The organism is Vibrio panuliri (assembly GCF_009938205.1).
Lineage (GTDB): Bacteria > Pseudomonadota > Gammaproteobacteria > Enterobacterales > Vibrionaceae > Vibrio > Vibrio panuliri.
In genome coordinates this window covers 902,940-922,159 of sequence record NZ_AP019654.1, presented here as the reverse complement: position 1 = coordinate 922,159, position 19,220 = coordinate 902,940, and the positions used below count along the sequence as shown (strand labels likewise).

Below are 19,220 nucleotides of genomic sequence, written 5' to 3'. Positions count from 1 at the left end.
TCCGCCCCAACACTGATGCCGTTGCTACTGATACCAGGCGCGGTTATCGACTCATCCAGAGCACCATCTTCACTGATCGCAGCAAATGGGTCGTCATTATCATCTTCTAGGTTGAAATCGAGATCGGTATCGTCAAGATCGGCGAATACATCGCTTTCATCAGATGCGGTAGTTTCACCTTCTGGCTCTTCAGCAAACAGTAAGTCATCATCACTCGACTCTCCAAAGAGATCGTCATCAAGATCCAACTCATCTTCCACGTCATCATCCAGAGCTTCTGGAATAACGGGGGCAACCGGAATATTGCCGGGCGCACTTTGCGTCAGCTCACTTGCGTTCTGTTCTGCCGCTGATTTCTTACGTCCAAGCATTAGCATCACCAGTAAGCCAATCAGCAAACCAGGAATAACAGCCAATCCAGCGACCAGCCAGCCGTTGGACAAAATATTATCTAAAGCACTTGGAGCATTGCGCTGCTCTTCAGCTAAACGCTGACGTTCAGCAGAAAGCAAACGTTCGACTTCTGCTCGAATACGATTTTCATCACCCAGTTCCTGCTTGAGTCCATCCACCTCACTTTGAACATCTGCCAGCATTAGGCGAAGACGGTGGTTTTTCTCTTCCAGTGCGGTTAGCTCAGATTCTGACGTTTCAAGCTGCTGTTCTAGATCCGCAACTTCACCTTTTGGCAATGCGTTGACAACAGGTTTCGCGGCTGGCGGTGGTGTTTTGTCTGCCACAGACGGTTGACTTGGCTGAGCCGGTTTAGCTGCAGTTTCCGCCGGTTTTCTCACTGGCGTGGTACTTGGCGTGGCATTTTTCCCATCTAAACGAGCTTGATGAAGATTCATAATACGAACGGCTTCATCAGTCGATACACTGCGCACTTGGGCAAGAGAAGGAATACGAAGGGTACTACCCGGGATCAGTGTATGGATATTTTGGTTTTCAAACGCTTGGGGATTGAGCTGATAAATCGCCAGCAAAGTTTGCTGAACCGAAACTTGTGGAGATGGACGTAGCTCCGATGCCACTCCCCATAATGTCTCTTGCTCAGACGTGGGGCCGTAGAAGCGTGACGGCTCACTGGCAACAGAAGGTTGGCGCGTAATTTGTTCAGAAAATTGGGGTGAGGATTGAATCTCACCATTCGGCCCCGTGAGGCGAATACTCTCTGCACTTACAATGGTAGTCTGAGTCACGGCTACCAATGCAATTGGCATTAATAGACGTTGAAAAAATCGACGCATAGAAGGCTCAGCTCGGTGCTCATAGTAAATAAATTCGGTGATCTGCTAAATATATCGGATCATTGGGGCAAAACTATAGCCGTAGTGCCAAAAAATGTGTTGCTAGCTTAATAATCGCATTAATCTCACACATTTTTTTCAATATCGTTTAAAAAAGCCCCGCGTTATGCGGGGCTCTTAGATTATAACGCTTAGCCAATTAGTAGTAGTCGCGGATAAGTACTTCTGCGATTTGTACCGCATTGGTGGCTGCGCCTTTGCGCACGTTGTCTGCTACAACCCAAAGGTTGATGCCGCTATGGTGACTAATATCGTTACGAATACGACCCACCATGACATGGTCTTTACCACCAGCATCACGAACTTGCGTCGGGAAGTCTTCACCGTGGAACACTTCTACCCCTTCGGTGTTTTCAAGCAGTTGAATCACTTCTTGAGCATCAATTGGTGCACGTGTTTCAACGTGTACTGCTTCTGCATGACCATAGAAAACTGGTACGCGAACACAAGTTGGGTTAACCGTAATAGAAGGATCATTGAAGATTTTCTGGGTTTCCCACACCATCTTCATCTCTTCTTTGGTGTAACCGTTTTCCATCATTTGGTCGATTTGAGGAATACAGTTAAATGCAATCTGCTGCGAGAACTGTTCATTCTCAGCCGGAATACCGTTAAGCAGTTTTGCCGTTTGGCCCGCTAGCTCATCGATACCCGCTTTACCAGCGCCTGAAACTGATTGGTAAGTCGACACGTTAATACGCTCGATACCCACAGCATCATGGATTGGTTTCAAAGCAACCAACATCTGAATTGTCGAGCAATTTGGGTTGGCAATAATATTACGGTTACGGAACTCACCAATCGCCTCAGGGTTCACTTCTGGAACCACTAATGGGATATCGTAGTCGTAGCGGAAATGCGATGTGTTGTCGATCACGATAACACCTTCGTCTGCTGCGATAGGCGCCCATTTCGCTGATAACTCGCCACCTGCTGAAAATAGCGCGATATGAGCTTGTGACCAATCGAACTCTTCGACATTCTGCACGCGAATAGTCTTGCCATTAAAACGGTAAGTTTTACCTTCGCTGCGCTCACTTGCTAACAGAAATAATTCGCCAACTGGAAACTTACGTTCTTGTAATACTTCAAGAATCGTTTCACCGACAGCGCCTGTCGCACCTAGTACGGCCACATTATATTGTTGGCTCATTCACTTACCTCAATTTGAAAACCTAATTGCGCTAGCGGCGCGAGATTACACTCTTCACCACCAACTAGCGTGACTGCACCATATTCACGGCGGTCCCAATAATCCTTACGCATTTGATCAAACGCGCCAGGTTTGGCGATCTCACGACGGAATAACGCATCGTCTTTACGCACATCATAGATGATCTGCGTCAGATTGTGCAGCGTTGCTTCATCCCACGCATATTGTAGTCGCGCGGTTGGAACTGGAGCAATAGGTAACAGTGCCGCAGCAGATGCTGATTTCGGCTCTCCTAAGAACTCACAGTAACTATTAAAAATCATTGTAGTACCGCGTGCTTTGCCTTCAAGACCATAGCCTGCGACATGCGGGGTGGCGAATGCTAGCAGAGGTAGAAGCTCCATATCAACTTCCGGCTCAAACTCAAACACATCAAGTGCCGCGGCAAAGCCATCGTGTTTCTGCAAACGTGCTTTTAATGCTTGATTATCGACCACTGGCCCGCGCGCGGCGTTAATCAGAATTTGATCACCACGCAGCGAGTTAAGCACTTGCTCGTTGATCATATGATGAGTCGCGTACTCACCTTGACGAGTGATAGGCGTGTGCAAAGAAATAATGTCTGCTTGTTCAAGCAGCGTTTCTAACGGGGTGAAGTCTCGGTTGTCGCCCTGCGCCTGTTTTGGCGGATCGTTAATCAGAACCTTAATACCAATGCCTTCTAGACAGTGTTGAAGATAACTCCCCACCTGACCTGCACCAACAATACCCACGGTCTTGTCAAAAACCGAGAAGCCTTGCTGCTGAGCCAGCACCATCATTACGCTAAAGACATACTCTGCCACACCTACTTTGTTACAACCCGGCGCTGCGGTAAAGAAAATGCCGCGCTCACGTAATAGCGCCTGATCGACATGATCCATACCTGCCGTTGCCGTACCGACAAATTTCAACTTATTCGCTTTTGAAATCAGTTCTGCATTTACTTTAGTGACTGAGCGAATCATCAGTGCATCAACGTCGACGAGATCGTCAGCAGTTAGAGTGCGCCCCGGTTTTAAAATTACTTCGCCTAGTTGCTCAAATAGCTCCTGTGCGTAAGGCATGTTTTCGTCAATTAGAATTTTCATTTTGCTTCGTGTTCTTAATGCGGATTAACTGGATTGTGCAGAATTCACTATACCGTGTCGAGTGCTGCATACACTCTATTATGAACTCTTTCCGTCAAGCAATCAGATACCCACTTCGCAATCTATCCGTCAAAAGTCATCAAGTTAGTTTACTTTTCAAGCAATCAAACGTTAAAACGCACCAAGCGTTGCGTGCGTTTTAGCACTACCTAAATGCGAACCAATAAAAAACCGGCCCCAAAATGAGGCCGGTAAGATCCAGAACAAAAGGATTTGACCCGCTCTCCATGGGCCAAATTTTGCGTCTGTTCGACCATTACCTATCGGTGTTGGTCAAGCTCTGGAAACTGGGTGGTCAGTGATATAGTTAACACTGACGAAGACAGTTAACCTTGGTACTTTTTGATCACTAACGTCGCGTTTGTACCACCAAAGCCAAAGCTGTTTGACATAACAGTTGTCAACTCGGCTTCGCGTGTTTCCGTAACGATATCCAGACCTTGAGCAGCTTCGTCTAAATTCGCGATATTGATGCTTGGAGCAATAAAGTTGTTTTCGAGCATCAATGTTGAGTAAATCGCTTCGTGCACACCCGCCGCACCAAGAGCATGACCTGTCATTGCTTTTGTTGCTGAGATAGCAGGGCTGTTATCACCAAATAGCTCTTGGATTGCGCCTAGCTCTTTTACGTCACCTACGGGTGTAGAAGTACCGTGTGTGTTAACGTAATCAACGCCATCGACATTTTGCATTGCCATCTTCATACAGCGAACGGCGCCTTCACCAGATGGTGCAACCATATCGTAGCCGTCTGACGTCGCACCGTAGCCCACAATCTCACCATAGATTTTTGCGCCACGAGCAAGTGCATGCTCAAGTTCTTCAATCACCAGCATACCGCCGCCACCAGAGATAACAAAACCATCACGGTCTGCATCATAAGTTCTTGATGCTAGCTCTGGAGTTTCGTTGTATTTGGTTGAAAGTGCACCCATCGCATCAAACATCATGGTTTGCGACCAGTCTAGCTCTTCACCACCACCGGCAAACACAATATCTTGCTTGCCAAGTTGAATAAGTTCCATTGCGTGACCGATACAGTGTGCTGACGTTGCACAAGCAGAACTCATCGAGTAGTTAACACCGCGAATCTTAAATGGTGTCGCAAGACATGCCGATACAGTTGAAGACATAGTACGCGGAACCATGTAAGGACCAACACGCTTCACGCCTTTCGCACGCATGGTGTCTGTCGCTACTGTTTGGTTTAATGCAGAAGCACCACCTGAACCTGCAACGATACCCGTGCGGTCATTTGATACTTGGTCTTCTGTTAGACCTGCGTCTTCAATAGCTTGCTGCATTGATAGGTATGCATACGCAGCCGCATCACCCATAAAGCGAATCTGTTTACGGTCAATATGCTCAGCCGGATTGATTTTTAGATCACCCCAAACCTGAGAACGTAGGCCGTTTTCTTTGAACTGCTCTGAAGCAGTAATGCCAGATTTACCCGCTTTTAGAGACGCTAAAACTTCTTCGACGTTGTTACCGATACTTGAAACAATACCCATACCGGTGATTACGACTCGTTTCATTATGACATTCCTATGATTCAAAATACCGCTAGATGATAACTAAGTTATCTGACAAAAGTGGTCAGCTTTCCTTTAAAACCGTACAATCAGCACAACTTTACTGTCGATAATCACAAATTTTAGACACTATGACTGCGATAACTAATGCTCAACTAGACTGGAATGAAGCTGGAACACCCGTTTCCGACCAGTTCGATGACGTCTACTTTTCTAATGTTAATGGCTTAGAAGAGACCCGTTATGTTTTCCTTAGCCAGAATCATCTACCACAAAGATGGCAAGATTATGACCAGCGCCGTTTTGTCATCGCCGAAACCGGTTTTGGTACGGGACTAAATTTTCTAGCAGTCTGGCAATGGTTTGAAACCTTTCGACAACAACATCCAGAAGTGACACTCAAAGAGCTGCACTTTATCAGCTTTGAAAAATACCCTCTTAGCCAACAAGACTTGGTGAAAGCTCACCAAGCGTGGCCAGAGCTTGAGGAGTATGCGAAACAACTTCAAGCTCATTACCCAATCGCGGTACCAGAGTGTCATCGCATCGTGCTTGCCGATGGCGCAATTACGTTAGATCTGTGGTTTGGTGACATTAAAGATTGCATGCCTATGGTTCCCGTACCAGAGCAAGGTCTGGTCGACGCTTGGTTTCTTGACGGTTTCGCACCAAGTAAAAACCCTGAAATGTGGAATCAAACACTCTTTGATGGCATGGCGACGTTAGCAAAACAAGGGTGTAGCTGCGCGACATTTACTGCCGCTGGCTTTGTTCGACGCGGATTAATCGAGGCTGGCTTTGCGATGAAGAAAGTCAAAGGCTTTGGCACTAAACGTGAAATGATTGCAGGCCATCTAGCCCAACGTAACACATGCTCTAACATCCAGCCCCACTTTCACCGTACAGCCAGTGACCAACACCAAGATATTGCGATAATTGGCGGCGGTATTGCGAGTGCAACCTTGGCGCAGACACTCGTCCGCCGTGGTCAAAAAGTGACCCTGTATTGCCAAGATGAACATCCTGCAATGCGTGCATCAGGCAATCGTCAAGGGGCGGTCTATCCACTGCTTAATGGCGATCATCAAGGTGTGTCGCGCGTCTTTGCGCCTGCTTTTTTGTTTGCCCGTCAGTTTGTCAACCAAGCGGCTGAGCAGTTCACATTCGATCACGACTGGTGTGGCGTCACTCAGTTAAAATGGGATGAAAAATCCACCCTCAAACTCGACAAGATACTTGAGGGTCGTTTCGACCCACAGTTAGTGCAAGGTTTGGACGTAGATAAAACCAGTCAAGCCATTGGCCTGCCTATTGATATGACCAGTGTCCACTACCCACTCGGTGGTTGGTTATGCCCAGCAGAACTGACACAAGGATTAATCCGCGAGCTAGAAAAAAATGATTTGTTCACCACGAAGTTTTCTCACCGAATTGAGAATCTTCAAGCGACACCGACAGGCTGGTTATTAGCAGCAAATCAAACCCAATTCGAGCATGATTGCGTGATCATCGCCAATGGCAATGAGTTTGCTTCATTAGCACAATGTGCCACAGTGCCACTTGGTCAAGTAAAAGGTCAAGTGAGTCATGTTCCGACCAGCGCAACGCTCACACAACTTAGCAGTGTACTTTGCTACGATGGTTATATGACGCCCGTCAACCCCAATAACCAGCATCATTGCATCGGTGCTAGCTATGATCGCAGCCACTTAGATTATCAGTTCGACCCTAAAGCCCAACAGGACAATGGTGACAAGTTACGTCACTGTATTCCAAATCAAGCTTGGCCGAACGAAGTCGATACTTCCAGCAACCAATCTCGTCAAGGGATTCGCTGCGTAAGCCGCGACCATCTTCCTTTTGTTGGCAACGTTGGAGACTTTGAGCAAATTAAAGCTCGCTACGCTGAACAACCAACGCCTCAGCAGGCAACGATCACGACTCCGCATCATCCAAACTTGTTCTGTTTGCTGGGGTTAGGCTCTCGAGGTTTAAGCTCCGCGCCGTTAATGGCAGAAATTCTTGCTTCGCAGATTTGTGGCGACCCAATTCCCCTACCTGTCGATCTGCTTGAGCAAATTGACCCAAGCCGTATGTGGACAAGGAAACTGCGCAAGGGCAAAGCGATTACTGAGATTTAAGCGCTAATCATCCCCCTCCTTTTATGAGGGGGATGACTTACAGTTCAGCGGTGAGTGCCGTAACAACTTGGCGCACTTTATCGGCCATTTCACTTGAACTAAATTTACCTGTAGCCAGATCGAAATTATCGTAGAAGCTCGGCACCGAGAGTGATGCTTTGAGCTGTGCACCAAAATAACTGGCTGAACCACTCGCCGCAGCTAACACATTACTCGCCCCGCCCGGCCCTGGAGAAGTCGCAAGATACACAGCAGGTTTCTGCTGAAACACTTCCCGCTCAATCCGTGATGCCCAATCAAAAAGGTTTTTGTACGCCGCTGTGTATGCCCCATTGTGTTCAGCAAAAGAGATGATCAACGCATCGGCTTGGCTAATATCGGCTAAAAAAGCTCTCGCCCCTTCAGACTGACCAATCTGCTTTTCCATATCTTCGCTGAAGATGGGAACATGGTAGTCATTGAGATCCAAAAGCTTCACTTGCGCGTCTGGTACAAGATGGGCGGCGTAATTTGCGAGGGTGCGATTAATCGAGGAAGAACTGGTAGAAGCGCCAAAAGCGACGATAAGCATAGTGGTTGTTCCTTTTTCTGCTGATGTTCTCTATTAGCATAGAAACTGAGCAATCAAGCGACAACCACTAAGGATACGGTTTTTCTGAACTGACTAGGCGTGGTGAATTAATTCATTCCACAAATCGTTAACGATGGTTCGGTCGGCAGGGCTTAACTCAGGACGAGCTTGTTCTAAACTCGCAATGATACGCAGCTTAAGCTCTTCAACATCGTTAATGCCTTCCTCTTCACATGACGCTGCTGAGAGTGAAATGTGACCGCGTAAGTAGCCACCAGCAAATAACTCATCATCCGATGCCGTTGCGATGCGAGCATCAATAAGCTCAAGTAGCTTTTCTTCAAATTCAATAATCATGTTGTGGTTAATCAACTCAGTTTGATTCTCAAAAAGGAGGCTGAAGCTTCTCACATTGAGAAATTTAACGCAAACCCTATATAGCACGGGGCTTGGTCATCTGGCACGCACTATGCTTTTCTCCCTCTACGTCTCATTTTTTAGAGAGCCAACTTATGCCTACACCGTTGCCAAAACTGGCCATTACATTGGCTGCCCTCTCAATCTCTTCGAACGCCCCATCTGCGCTCGCTCAGCAGCCTTTTAGTAATTGCCCAACTGAAGCCTTTTTGTTCCAAAACCCGTCGGGTGAACCTGTCGCCTACGGGGTCAATATCGATTTAGGCAGTTATTCAACACTGGATTCATCGTTGGGTAGTGCAAAAATCAATGCCGTTGGTTTCAGCCAACATGATGAGTTTATCTACGGCTGGGATTATGGCGCTCAATCCTTAGCGCTGATTGACAGTACCTTTACTAAGTACTCACTTTCTGTAACCAAACCCAGTGGCGCTCCGAGTGCGATTTACGTCGGCGATGTTTCTCTGGAAGAAAACGCTTGGTATGGCTACCGCCCTTCAGACGGACTTTACAAGATAGACCTTGATACTTTAGTGATGACGTTGGTCGCGTCCCCAGCTCAATTTGGCGCACCCAAAATCTTTGATATCGCCTTCCACCCCGACAACTCGCTGGCGTACAGCATCGATTCTAGCGGCTACTTGTGGCAAATCGACGTCAATGCAGGCACCAGCACACAACTAAATCAACTACTTGATAAAGACGCTTTGGGCTATAGCCTAACCTTCGGCGCTGTCTACTTTGACGTCGATGGCAACTTCTACGCCAGTAACAACAGCAATGGTTTTGTATTTAAAGTCAGCATTGATGGAATGCAGTCCTCTGCCAACTTTTTTGCCTATGGGCCTTCTAGTACCTCCAATGACGGGGCTCGCTGTGCCTTAGCACCAGTAGAAGCAAGCCCTAATACGGACTTTGGCGACGCCCCTGACAGCTATAACACATCCTACGCTAACTCTGGTGCACGCCACGGCGTTACCACACTCAAACTCGGTGAACTGATTGACGGCGAAACTGATGCAAGTTTGCCACCGTTAAGTGACGACGTCTCCGATGGTGTCGATGACGACGATGGCGTGGCTTTCCCGCTGCCAATTCAAGTGGGCAGAATGTCCAAGCTAAGTGTGAGTGTGAATGGCGCTTCGTCTGGCAGTGTGCTTAATGCATGGATGGATTTTGATGGCGATGGGACGTTTGATTCTGATGAAATCATCGTCACCAACTTATCGGTTTCCAACGGACAACAGGATGTGTTTTTTTCGGTTCCACCTTGGGCGCAAGTAGGCAGCACGTGGGCAAGATTTCGATTAAGTGAAGTGGACAACATAGGCCCTTCAGGTGGCGTACCAACCGGAGAAGTCGAAGACTATTTGATCGACATAACTGAGGAAGGGGTTGTCACTGAGATATACCCAAGTGGCGCCGATTACACCACATTTGCGTACGAGGACCAGTATCCTATCGCGGGCGACTACGATATGAACGATGTACTGATGAACGTTAAGTACACCGAATATCAATTAGATGGCAAAGTGATTCGCATCAAACTCGAAGGGCAAGTCGCCGCGCTTGGTGGAGACTACCACTCTGGCTTTGCGATTAGATTACCTGATGTCGCCCCCACCGATATTAAGCAAGAATTGATTGAACTGATCATTAATGGCGAACCAGTGGAACGCACCGTATTGGAATCCGGCACAACCGACGCCGTGCTGATTATTCAAGATGATTTATGGGACATTGCCGAATCTGGTGAAGGAGAAAGCTGCACGTTTTTCCGCACCCAAGAAGGGTGCGGTACCAGTTACCGTCCAACATGGCAATTAACCGTCACAATGCGCAATGCCATCGAAAATCAGCAGATGCCCGATTTCCCCTATGATCCATTTATTTTTGCCGCACCAGGTCACTACTATGGCGAAATTGGCTATCAGTTAACTGGTGGATACCCATCACGAGGGCTTGAAGTACACCTTAAAAACCAAGCACCTACCAGCAAATTTGATGCTCGCTATAAAGCGCTTGGCGACGACACTTCATCCGGTGAGACTCATTTCCATAACGCCAATGGTCTGCCTTGGGCAATTGAAATTCCCTTAACGTGGCAGCACCCATTAGAGCAAGTGAGCATCCTTAAAGCATATCGCTACTTTTCGGTCTTTGCCTCAGACCCGAGCGGTCAAACCGCGACGACTTGGTACGCTGCCACTGAAGAAGAAAAAGACAATCGTGTCGACAGTGATACCACAAATGACTACATCGATGAAAACTACGTGTACTTTGATTAATACGAGGGATAAATCATGACAAAGCAGCAGAATAATTGGTTGACCATGCTTGGCCTGACTCTGGTATTGACCGCATGTGGTGGTGGCGATGGCGACAGTGGAAGTGACACACCTGCAACAAACACTAATGGCGGTAGCAGCCCCTTAAGCTTTACCGCCAGCGCAGCGGCTTCCGATAGTGGGGAAAGCGCACAGAATGCCGAGCCGACTCCCGCACCGAGCCCCGCTCCACCACCGGAGCCAAGTGTTCAATCAATCAATGAGTTAGTCATTGCCAATCAAAACAATCTATCGTCAACTTATCAGCTAACTGTCGATGTCAATCTCAGCCAACTGAATGACAAACAAGCGTATATTGCGATTTGCGAGTACGACCAGCAAGCGATCGACTATGACAAATGTTTTATTAAGGCTGCGCTTGATGATGGTATTGGAAGGTTTGATTTAAAATTGCCGAATCATCAAACGTCGTTGATTGCCGAGATAACCCCAATGGAAAATGGCAGCGTACCACTGATATTTACTTGGCAGTATGACTATCAAGCACAGAGCACTTGGTTAATCCCTTAGCTCAAAAAGCCAAAGCCCAACTGTTCATTGGGCTTTGGGCGTATTACTTAACCTGAAACTTATCGGCACTTAATGGCGCAACTTGATAGAAACTGCGCATCGCTTCTGAAAGCATCTTAACCCGCGGCGGTAGACCTTGTTCAAGGATCGAAATTACCTCTCGGTGTACTTTGCCCATAAAAGCCAAGCGATCAGGTTCGAAATCACCATTAAGGTTATCGCAACTCACTGTAAACGGAAAACCAGCGCTCAACGCAAGAATCCACTCATAGGCTTGCGGACGAATCTCAACCTTTTCAAACTCCGCTTGAACTTGAGCTGTTCGCCCATCTGGTTCGTACCAGTAGCCAAAATCTTCAAGTAAACGACGCTCAGGTCCCGCTACGCACCAATGTGCGATCTCATGTAGTGCCGATGCATAGAAGCCGCGAGCAAAAATAATCCGGTGATAATCGCACTTTTCATTGGCAGGTAGGTAGATAGGCTCATCACCACCTAACTCCAGCTTGGTATTAAAACTTGAATAAAAAGTATCATTAAAGATTTTGATAAGGTCTTGATAGTCGTGCGTCATGGGCTCTTTAGATTGAAAACAGTTACAGCTCAAGCATTCTCGCACTTCTAGCTACTATTGCAATACCTTACAACCAGTGTTGACATTAGAAAAAATTATCTGAAAACGCTTTCGTAAACAACAAAACTCATTCGCTTTTTTCCTCAACAACCCCTACACTGCCATGCTTGCTTTATAAGGTGGGGTAGATCTATCTACTGCATCTGTTTTCCCCTTTTGAATTGAGTAATCGTTATGCTACTAAGCGTGTTATACATTATTGGTATCACAGCAGAAGCGATGACTGGCGCGCTCAGTGCAGGTCGTCGAAAAATGGACTGGTTTGGCGTGATGCTGGTTGCAAGTGCTACCGCTATCGGGGGTGGTACGGTGCGCGATATTTTACTAGGCCACTACCCTCTAGGTTGGGTAAAAAACCCTGAGTATCTTGCCATCACTTGTATCGCCGGAGTACTGACAACAGGTTTAGCCAAATGGGTCATTAAGTTCAAAGGCTTGTTTATCCGCCTTGATGCACTCGGTTTAATCGTCTTTAGTATCATCGGTACCAAAATTGCGATGGGCATGGGCCTACATCCTGGCATCTGTATGGTTGCCGCATTAGTGACGGGTGTATTTGGTGGTCTATTGCGAGACTTAATTTGTCGTCAAACCCCATTGGTTCTGCACGAAGAACTCTATGCCTCAGTCTCTTTGGTCGCTTCCGGTCTCTACTTAGCGCTACTTGAGTTTGGTATTGCGGATGTCACTGCAACAATCGTGACACTGGTCGTTGGATACCTTATGCGCATGGCCGCCGTTCGCTTTAAATGGCGTTTACCTTCATTCCACTTGGAAAGCGAAGAGCCGCTGCACTAAGAAGGCGGATATAGACAGATCAAAAAAGCCAATCATCACGATTGGCTTTTTTTAATCCGCGCATGACTAGATATGTGGCGTCTCAGTGGTCACTCCCTGATTCTGTCCACGATGGCGCAGCAAATGATCCATCACAACAATCGCAAGCATCGCTTCGGCAATGGGCACAGCACGAATGCCAACACATGGATCATGGCGACCTTTAGTGATCAACTCTGTCGGTTGACCTTGTCGGTCAATCGTTTCACCGGGAACGGTAATGCTTGAGGTTGGCTTTAGCGCAATATTGGCGACAATATCTTGACCTGTCGATATACCCCCTAAGATCCCACCAGCATGATTGCTACCAAAACCTTGTGGCGATAAGGCATCGCGATGCTCGCTGCCTTTTTGGCTCACAACATCAAAACCATCACCAATCTCTACCCCTTTGACAGCATTAATACTCATCAGCGCATGAGCAATATCAGCATCGAGGCGATCAAACACTGGTTCACCCAAACCAACAGGCACGTTAGTCGCAACCACTTGGATTTTGGCACCAATTGAATCACCTTGTTTTTTCAAGTCGCGAATCAGTTGGTCAAACGCATCCACTTTATCGGCATCAGGAGAGAAGAATGGGTTATTTTCAATCTCATTCCAATCGACTTTCTCTATCGCAACATCGCCCATCTGTGACAGGTAAGCGCGAATCTCAACCCCAAACTCTTGTTTAAGGTATTGCTTAGCAATTGCGCCTGCCGCAACACGCATTGCTGTTTCACGCGCTGACGAACGACCGCCACCACGATAATCACGCACACCATATTTCTGATGATAGGTATAGTCTGCATGACCTGGACGAAACTTATCTTTGATATCCGAGTAATCTTTTGAGCGTTGGTCAGTATTTTCGATCAGTAAGCCAATTGAGGTGCCAGTCGTTTTACCTTCAAACACACCCGAGAGGATCTTGACTTGGTCAGGCTCACGACGCGCGGTGGTGTAACGAGAAGTGCCCGGACGTCGACGGTCCAAGTCCACTTGAATCATTTCTTCTGATATTTCTAACCCCGGAGGGCAGCCGTCAACGATACATCCTAGTGCGATACCGTGACTTTCTCCGAATGTTGTCACTCGAAAGTGTTGTCCGATACTATTTCCTGCCATTGCTTCCCCAATTTTGCTGCTGTAAATGCCTTGCTTACAGCTGTCCTTCCTGTTGTTCGTATTTTCATAGTCGCTTGATTACCAATTGATGTAAACCCCCAAATGGCAACAAATTTAACCAAGTTGTCCCCAACAAAAACGCCATGCAAAGGCATGGCGTTTAATTCTGGCATCTTGAACTAACTTAATCGATGTACAGTTTGAACTCTTCTGCACAGTCAACCAGTTGATCACGAGTCAACATAAACACACCGTGACCGCCGTTTTCAAACTCTAGCCAAGTAAACGGGATATGTGGATATTGCTCCATCATATGCACCATCGAGTTGCCTACTTCACAAATCAGAATACCTTGCTCAGTTAGGTAGTCAGGCGCGTTAGCTAAAATACGACGTACCAACTTCAAGCCATCAGAGCCCGCAGCCAAACCAAGCTCAGGTTCGTGAGTAAACTCTTCTGGCAGACTGTTCATATCTTCTGCATCAACGTAAGGTGGGTTAGTTACGATGATGTTGTACTTCTCTTTTTCTAGATCTCGGAATAAGTCAGAGCGAATTGGGAATACCTGTTGCTCCATACCGTGATCTTGAATATTTTGCTCCGCAACTTGCAGCGCATCAGCAGAAATATCAATCGCATCCACTTCAGCTTCAGGGAAAGCATGTGCACAAGCAATCGCGATACAACCACTGCCTGTGCAGAGATCCATAATGCGAACAGGCTCTTCCACCAACCAAGGTTGGAACTCAGCTTGAATAAGTTCACCAATCGGAGAACGAGGCACTAGCACTCGCTCATCAACAAAAAATTCTAATCCACAGAACCACGCTTTGTTGGTGAGGTATGCGGTTGGTGTACGCTCATTGATGCGTTTAACCACTCGCTCAACGACGCGCATGCGCTCGCTTGTCGTTAGACGAGAATTAAGAACATGTGGAGGCACATCAATTGGTAGATAAAGGGTTGGTAGAATTAGCTGAACGGCTTCATCCCACGCGTTATCTGTACCGTGACCGTAAAACAGGTTAGCAGCATTAAAGCGGCTCACTGTCCAACGAATCATATCTTGAAGGGTATGTAATTCCGATACCGCTTCTTCTACAAAAATCTTATCCAAAATTGTCTCCGAAAAGCGCTACAATACTGACAATACAAATTGTTGATGTTCAAACACCATCTAGTTTATACCCATGAGTAAAAAAGACTTCGACGCTGACGACGATTTCGCCCTTTTTAGGGATGCAGTACAAGGCGTAAAAAAGTTGCGACAGGATACCATAGTCCAGCAACCAAAAAAAAATACTAAGCAAAAAGAAATGAAACGCACCACGCGTGAAAACAGTGATGCCGAGTTTTATTTCTCTGACGAGTTTGTCCCACTGTTAAGTGAAGAGGGACCAACCCGCTACGCTCGCGATGATGTGTCAACCTATGAGGTCAAAAGGTTGCGTCGAGGCGTGTATGTGCCCGATGTTTTCTTAGATATGCATGGCATGACTCAACAAGAGGCGAAGCGCGAACTTGGCGCGATGATCGCCTACTGCATAAAGAATGAAGTGCATTGTGCTTGCGTCCAACATGGCATTGGCAAACATATCCTTAAGCAAAAAGCACCGCTTTGGCTTGCTCAACATCCCGATGTAATGGCGTTTCATCAAGCTCCACTGGAGTTTGGTGGTGATGGCGCGTTGTTGGTGCTGTTGTCGATTCCTGAAAAGTAGAGAAGCGAGGCATATACATAACGCCTTGTGATCCCCAAGAGCGAAGCATGTACGCAAACCCTGTCCCCCTTAAGGGCAAGGTTCAAATATAAAACCGTGTCATCCTCAAGAGTGAGGCACGAGCGAGTTGGGGATCTCGCTTTGACACCAAACACGCCAATGAGGCGCTAGGTCAATAGCGGTCTTTTGGCGTCGCAATCTCATCGCTTACTTTCAAACTCTCGACTCTCTAACCGCTTTGCAATTATTGCCTTAAATCCGGCGGAATAGGCAGCTCTGATGTTTTCAAGTGCGGGCGTTGACCACCACGTCGGCGATACTGCTTAAGCTGGAACACATAAGCGAGCACCTGCGCAACCGCGGTAAACAAGCCATCAGGTATGGCTTGTTCAAGCTCAGTCGAATGATAAAGTGAACGCGCCAACGGTGGCGCTGGAATAATATAGATGTCGTGCTCACGGGCGACTTCTCGTATTTTGAGCGCGAGATGGTCAATACCCTTGGCTACCACGATAGGCGCACGGTCTTTGCTTTGATCATATCGCAACGCCACTGAAAAGTGCTCTGGGTTGGTAATGATCACATCCGCCTGCGGCACTTCAGCCATCATCCTACGCTGGGCGGCTTCACGTTGCAGCATACGAATCCGGCCTTTAACCTCAGGCTTACCTTCGGTTTCTTTATACTCATCCTTTACTTCTTGTTTGGTCATCTTCAGTTGATTGGCGTGCTGCCAAATCTGAAACGGGATATCGATGCCGACCACAATGAGCAAAGAGCAACTGATCAATAGGATAAAATTAAGCAGAATATCGAGAGCATGGAAGATGTTCTGCGGGAACACATCCAAGCTGAGTTGGAACAAATCCTCTTTGGCGGCGTTGATCAAATAAAACGCCATCCCCGAAACTAATGTCACCTTAAGGATAGATTTAACCAACTCAACCCAACTCTGCATCCCTATCATGCGCTTTAAACCGCTTAGCGGGTTCATTTTGGATAGCTTGGGCATCGCCGCTTCAGCGGAGAAGTTGATCCCTCCGACCCCAGCCGCTCCCACGAGCGCAGCGATAAACAACATCAAGAGAATGAACAGTAATGGCAAAATAAGCGCCGTCAGTGAACCAAGTGCGATATCAAACAGTTTCGTTTGATCGAAAATTTCTTCGCGGGAAAGGTCGAACAGTCGCGACATAACGCTAAATAGCGCGTGCGCCAGCCCCTCGCCAAACCACATCAAGGCGATAGACCCTACCACTAATACCGAAACCGACGCTAACTCTTTTGACCTTGCAACCTGCCCTTTTTCTCGGGCTTGTTGCAAGCGCCTGGGCGTGGCGTCTTCGGTACGTTCTTGACCGTCTTCTTCAGCCAATCCTGTCTCCTAACCTAACCATCGACTAGCAATCTAAGCGAATAAAACGACACACCTGCCGCTCACCCTCAAGCCATATCAGCTCATAGTGGGTAAATAACCCGCCTAAGATATACCAACAGAGCAGTAACCCGACGATCAACGCAAATGCGAAACCGAGTGAGAAAATATTCAACTGAGGTGCTGCACGGGTCATAACACCAAAGGACAAGTTAATGGTTAACAACGCGATAATGCCAGAGAGAGAAATACTCAAGGCAAACTTAAACATGGTTCCCAACCACAGGGCTAACTCACGAAAGTCCACCGCAGTCAGGGAGCCGCTGCCAATCGGCAACGATTTAAAACTCATGACCACCAGCATCAACATTTTAAGGTGCCCATCGGTCGCAAGGAAAAACATGGTCGCTAAAAACATAAAGAGCTGACCAAGTAGCGGAGTATTTTGTCCATTAGCCGGATCGACCATGGAAGCGAAACCCAAACTCGACTGCATACCCAATATTTGACCCAAAATAACAAAGATCTGAATCATAAATTGGGTGACGGTTCCCATCGCGACACCAATGACAATCTGCTCAAAGAGCACCATAAAGCCCTGAAACGACAGCAACTCGATGCTCTCAGGCACTTTAGGGATGGCGGGCATCACAGCAAAAGTGATGGCTAACCCTAAAAACAACCGAACACGATTGGGCACAAAGCGTGCGCCCGTCACTGACATCACCATCAGCATGGCGGCAATGCGAGTGTAAGGCCAAAAATAGTTGGCTATCCAATCGAGAACAACGGTGGCTGGGTATTCCATCGACTCGCCTAATACAGAACTTGTGGCAGACGCTCAATAATCGAATAGAAATACTCGGTCATCATCTGCGTCATCATATGACCAAAAAACATCAAAGCGAGCAAAGTCACCACCAAACGCGGCAAGAAACTCAAGGTTTGCTCGTTAATCGAAGTCGCAGCTTGAAATATTGCCACCACCAAACCAATCAGCAAACTTGGTATAACAATGGCGCAGACCATAATAAGCACCATCCAAAGCGCGTCTCGGAATAGCTCGACAAACATTTCAGGAGTCATACTTTTCTCCCGCTACAAGGCAAAACTGCCGGCTAAAGTGGACAAGATCAGGTTCCAACCATCCACCAACACAAACAGCATGAGTTTAAACGGTAACGATACGATCATAGGAGATAGCATCATCATACCCATTGCCATCAACACCGAGGCAACGACCAAGTCGATAATCAAAAACGGCAAAAACAGCATAAAACCAATTTGGAAAGCAGTCTTAAGCTCCGAAGTGATAAAGGCAGGGATCAAGACAGCCATCGACACATCTTCTGGATTGTCAGCAGTAGAACCCGAGATATTGACAAAGGTTTCAAGGTCTTTGACTCGGGTCTGCTTAAGCATAAAATCCTTCATCGGGATTTGGGCTAAATCAAACGCTTCACGGGCTGAAACTTGCTCATTAATATACGGTTGAATTGCCGTATCATTAACCTTACTCAGCACCGGCGACATGATAAAAAAGGTCAAAAACATCGCAATACCAATGATGACTTGGTTTGAAGGTGTTTGTTGTAAACCCATCGCTTGACGCAAGATAGACATCACCACGACGATACGGGTAAATGACGTCATCAAAATGACCATTGCAGGCAAAAAGCCCAACATGGTCATCAAGGCGAGGATCTGCAAGTTGACTGAGTAGTCTTCTGTCCCATCACCATTGGTGGTCACGGTAAAGGCAGGAATACCACTGCCCGAGCCCACCATACTGCTCGTCGAAATGGTACGAGTCGCTCCCTGTTCACGCTCCATTGCCGAAGCGGTCACTGAACTCGCAGCAACATTATTAGCCACCGGTGTTTCAAGCTCTTGAGTGGCAAAAGCGAACGTTGACACAAGGGACAACATCATCGCCAATACGAGGCTTGCAATCGTGTTCGCGACTGAACGATTATTTCTTGTCATTCTTTTTTAATAGCTGAGTCAGTTGGTTTGCGAATGGACTGGCTGCCAGCTCCTCCTGAGACAATGGTTTTTCCAGCTTAGAAATCAATTGAATCGATTGAGAGGTAATCCCAACCAAAAATTGCTCTTCTCCCGCTTGCACAATGGCGATGCGTTCTCGTGTACCAACTGCAATTTGCCGTACCACACTGAGTCCTTTTTGATTGGCGATAGTAGGCACTCGCATACGCTTGAGCAGCCAAGCTAATAAAAGGATCAGCACTATAACGAACAAGAGCGACCCAAAAGTGGTCGCCCAATCAAGCTGGCTAGATGGTGCGGAAGGCGCAGCCATTGCCGTTGGAGATAACATCAGTAGCCATAAAATAGTCGGCTTCAT

18 protein-coding genes and 1 pseudogene are annotated in these 19,220 nt (G+C 47.1%); 5 read left to right on the top strand and 14 right to left on the bottom strand.

The window, feature by feature from the left end:
- Positions 1 to 338 precede the first annotated feature (338 nt).
- The 4 genes and pseudogenes from GZK95_RS22540 to fabB form a co-directional block, all read right to left on the bottom strand.
- A pseudogene (locus tag GZK95_RS22540) lies at positions 339 to 1,250 on the bottom strand (FimV/HubP family polar landmark protein); the annotation flags it as partial.
- Positions 1,251 to 1,449: 199 nt separating this feature from the next.
- On the bottom strand, positions 1,450 to 2,463 hold the full coding sequence (locus GZK95_RS04220) for an aspartate-semialdehyde dehydrogenase (protein WP_075714304.1): 1,014 nt from the start codon (positions 2,461 to 2,463) through the stop codon (positions 1,450 to 1,452).
- Entirely contained in the window at positions 2,460 to 3,593 is a 1,134-nt protein-coding gene (locus GZK95_RS04215) for a 4-phosphoerythronate dehydrogenase (RefSeq protein WP_075706789.1), read from the bottom strand. Before GZK95_RS04215 ends, GZK95_RS04220 begins: the two co-directional genes overlap by 4 nt.
- 386 nt (positions 3,594 to 3,979) lie before the next feature.
- A complete protein-coding gene (fabB, locus tag GZK95_RS04210; protein WP_075706788.1) occupies positions 3,980 to 5,191 on the bottom strand; it encodes a beta-ketoacyl-ACP synthase I in 1,212 nt (403 codons plus the stop codon).
- A gap of 128 nt (positions 5,192 to 5,319) precedes the next feature.
- Here fabB and mnmC point away from each other — a divergent pair, with 128 nt between their 5' ends.
- Positions 5,320 to 7,329 carry a bifunctional tRNA (5-methylaminomethyl-2-thiouridine)(34)-methyltransferase MnmD/FAD-dependent 5-carboxymethylaminomethyl-2-thiouridine(34) oxidoreductase MnmC gene (gene mnmC / locus GZK95_RS04205; RefSeq protein ID WP_075714306.1) on the top strand — a complete coding sequence of 670 codons (2,010 nt, stop codon included), beginning with the start codon at positions 5,320 to 5,322 and terminating at the stop codon, positions 7,327 to 7,329.
- A gap of 37 nt (positions 7,330 to 7,366) precedes the next feature.
- Here the strand turns inward: mnmC and GZK95_RS04200 are convergent, their stop codons facing one another.
- Entirely contained in the window at positions 7,367 to 7,900 is a 534-nt protein-coding gene (locus tag GZK95_RS04200) for an NADPH-dependent FMN reductase (protein ID WP_075714308.1), read from the bottom strand.
- Positions 7,901 to 7,993: 93 nt separating this feature from the next.
- The gene (locus tag GZK95_RS04195) at positions 7,994 to 8,257 is read right to left on the bottom strand and encodes a YfcL family protein (RefSeq protein ID WP_075714310.1); all 264 of its coding nucleotides are present in this window, start codon (positions 8,255 to 8,257) and stop codon (positions 7,994 to 7,996) included.
- A gap of 155 nt (positions 8,258 to 8,412) precedes the next feature.
- On the opposite strand from GZK95_RS04195, the gene GZK95_RS04190 reads away from it, so the two are divergent.
- The gene (locus GZK95_RS04190) at positions 8,413 to 10,605 is read left to right on the top strand and encodes an LruC domain-containing protein (RefSeq protein WP_083626169.1); all 2,193 of its coding nucleotides are present in this window, start codon (positions 8,413 to 8,415) and stop codon (positions 10,603 to 10,605) included.
- Positions 10,606 to 10,620: 15 nt separating this feature from the next.
- Positions 10,621 to 11,175: a hypothetical protein gene (locus GZK95_RS04185; RefSeq protein ID WP_075714312.1), complete on the top strand. Its 555-nt coding sequence runs from the start codon at positions 10,621 to 10,623 to the stop codon at positions 11,173 to 11,175.
- 43 nt (positions 11,176 to 11,218) lie between these two features.
- Here the strand turns inward: GZK95_RS04185 and GZK95_RS04180 are convergent, their stop codons facing one another.
- Complete coding sequence (locus GZK95_RS04180; RefSeq protein WP_075714314.1) at positions 11,219 to 11,749, bottom strand: elongation factor P hydroxylase; 531 nt, start codon at positions 11,747 to 11,749, stop codon at positions 11,219 to 11,221.
- Between the two features lie 234 nt (positions 11,750 to 11,983).
- On the opposite strand from GZK95_RS04180, the gene GZK95_RS04175 reads away from it, so the two are divergent.
- Positions 11,984 to 12,607, top strand: coding sequence for a trimeric intracellular cation channel family protein (locus tag GZK95_RS04175; protein ID WP_075706782.1), 624 nt, complete (start codon positions 11,984 to 11,986; stop codon positions 12,605 to 12,607).
- A gap of 66 nt (positions 12,608 to 12,673) precedes the next feature.
- On the opposite strand, the gene aroC is transcribed toward GZK95_RS04175, so the two are convergent.
- Both aroC and prmB read right to left on the bottom strand, forming a co-directional pair.
- Positions 12,674 to 13,759 (bottom strand): chorismate synthase, encoded by a 1,086-nt coding sequence (gene aroC / locus GZK95_RS04170; protein WP_075706781.1) that lies wholly within the window; start codon positions 13,757 to 13,759, stop codon positions 12,674 to 12,676.
- 184 nt (positions 13,760 to 13,943) lie between these two features.
- Entirely contained in the window at positions 13,944 to 14,876 is a 933-nt protein-coding gene (gene prmB, locus GZK95_RS04165) for a 50S ribosomal protein L3 N(5)-glutamine methyltransferase (protein WP_075706779.1), read from the bottom strand.
- A gap of 73 nt (positions 14,877 to 14,949) precedes the next feature.
- Between prmB and smrB the strand changes: the two genes are divergently transcribed.
- Entirely contained in the window at positions 14,950 to 15,480 is a 531-nt protein-coding gene (smrB, locus tag GZK95_RS04160; protein ID WP_075714318.1) for an endonuclease SmrB, read from the top strand.
- A gap of 244 nt (positions 15,481 to 15,724) precedes the next feature.
- Here the strand turns inward: smrB and flhB are convergent, their stop codons facing one another.
- Genes flhB through fliO form a run of 5 tightly spaced genes read right to left on the bottom strand, consistent with a single transcriptional unit; the run spans position 15,725 to position 19,220 of the window.
- The gene (flhB, locus tag GZK95_RS04155) at positions 15,725 to 16,855 is read right to left on the bottom strand and encodes a flagellar biosynthesis protein FlhB (protein WP_075706777.1); all 1,131 of its coding nucleotides are present in this window, start codon (positions 16,853 to 16,855) and stop codon (positions 15,725 to 15,727) included.
- 25 nt (positions 16,856 to 16,880) lie between these two features.
- Positions 16,881 to 17,663, bottom strand: a complete 783-nt coding sequence (gene fliR / locus GZK95_RS04150; protein ID WP_075706776.1) for a flagellar biosynthetic protein FliR — start codon at positions 17,661 to 17,663, stop codon at positions 16,881 to 16,883.
- 8 nt (positions 17,664 to 17,671) lie between these two features.
- Positions 17,672 to 17,941 carry a flagellar biosynthesis protein FliQ gene (fliQ, locus tag GZK95_RS04145; protein WP_075650576.1) on the bottom strand — a complete coding sequence of 90 codons (270 nt, stop codon included), beginning with the start codon at positions 17,939 to 17,941 and terminating at the stop codon, positions 17,672 to 17,674.
- Between the two features lie 12 nt (positions 17,942 to 17,953).
- Positions 17,954 to 18,841, bottom strand: coding sequence for a flagellar type III secretion system pore protein FliP (gene fliP, locus GZK95_RS04140; protein ID WP_075714320.1), 888 nt, complete (start codon positions 18,839 to 18,841; stop codon positions 17,954 to 17,956).
- Positions 18,828 to 19,220, bottom strand: a complete 393-nt coding sequence (gene fliO / locus GZK95_RS04135; protein ID WP_075714322.1) for a flagellar biosynthetic protein FliO — start codon at positions 19,218 to 19,220, stop codon at positions 18,828 to 18,830. The genes fliP and fliO overlap by 14 nt, the downstream gene beginning before the upstream one ends.

What these genes read in the sequence shown, in the direction of transcription:
- smrB (WP_075714318.1), top strand. Translation starts at nt 14,950, where the DNA reads ATGAGTAAAAAAGACTTCGACGCTGACGACGATTTCGCCCTTTTTAGG.
- GZK95_RS04190 (WP_083626169.1), top strand. Translation starts at nt 8,413, where the DNA reads ATGCCTACACCGTTGCCAAAACTGGCCATTACATTGGCTGCCCTCTCA.
- fliP (WP_075714320.1), bottom strand. Translation starts at nt 18,841, where the DNA reads ATGACAAGAAATAATCGTTCAGTCGCGAACACGATTGCAAGCCTCGTA.
- GZK95_RS04215 (WP_075706789.1), bottom strand. Translation starts at nt 3,593, where the DNA reads ATGAAAATTCTAATTGACGAAAACATGCCTTACGCACAGGAGCTATTT.
- aroC (WP_075706781.1), bottom strand. Translation starts at nt 13,759, where the DNA reads ATGGCAGGAAATAGTATCGGACAACACTTTCGAGTGACAACATTCGGA.
- GZK95_RS04180 (WP_075714314.1), bottom strand. Translation starts at nt 11,749, where the DNA reads ATGACGCACGACTATCAAGACCTTATCAAAATCTTTAATGATACTTTT.
- GZK95_RS04185 (WP_075714312.1), top strand. Translation starts at nt 10,621, where the DNA reads ATGACAAAGCAGCAGAATAATTGGTTGACCATGCTTGGCCTGACTCTG.
- GZK95_RS04175 (WP_075706782.1), top strand. Translation starts at nt 11,984, where the DNA reads ATGCTACTAAGCGTGTTATACATTATTGGTATCACAGCAGAAGCGATG.
- fliQ (WP_075650576.1), bottom strand. Translation starts at nt 17,941, where the DNA reads ATGACTCCTGAAATGTTTGTCGAGCTATTCCGAGACGCGCTTTGGATG.
- GZK95_RS04195 (WP_075714310.1), bottom strand. Translation starts at nt 8,257, where the DNA reads ATGATTATTGAATTTGAAGAAAAGCTACTTGAGCTTATTGATGCTCGC.
- fliR (WP_075706776.1), bottom strand. Translation starts at nt 17,663, where the DNA reads ATGGAATACCCAGCCACCGTTGTTCTCGATTGGATAGCCAACTATTTT.
- GZK95_RS04220 (WP_075714304.1), bottom strand. Translation starts at nt 2,463, where the DNA reads ATGAGCCAACAATATAATGTGGCCGTACTAGGTGCGACAGGCGCTGTC.
- GZK95_RS04200 (WP_075714308.1), bottom strand. Translation starts at nt 7,900, where the DNA reads ATGCTTATCGTCGCTTTTGGCGCTTCTACCAGTTCTTCCTCGATTAAT.
- fabB (WP_075706788.1), bottom strand. Translation starts at nt 5,191, where the DNA reads ATGAAACGAGTCGTAATCACCGGTATGGGTATTGTTTCAAGTATCGGT.
- fliO (WP_075714322.1), bottom strand. Translation starts at nt 19,220, where the DNA reads ATGAAGCCGACTATTTTATGGCTACTGATGTTATCTCCAACGGCAATG.
- mnmC (WP_075714306.1), top strand. Translation starts at nt 5,320, where the DNA reads ATGACTGCGATAACTAATGCTCAACTAGACTGGAATGAAGCTGGAACA.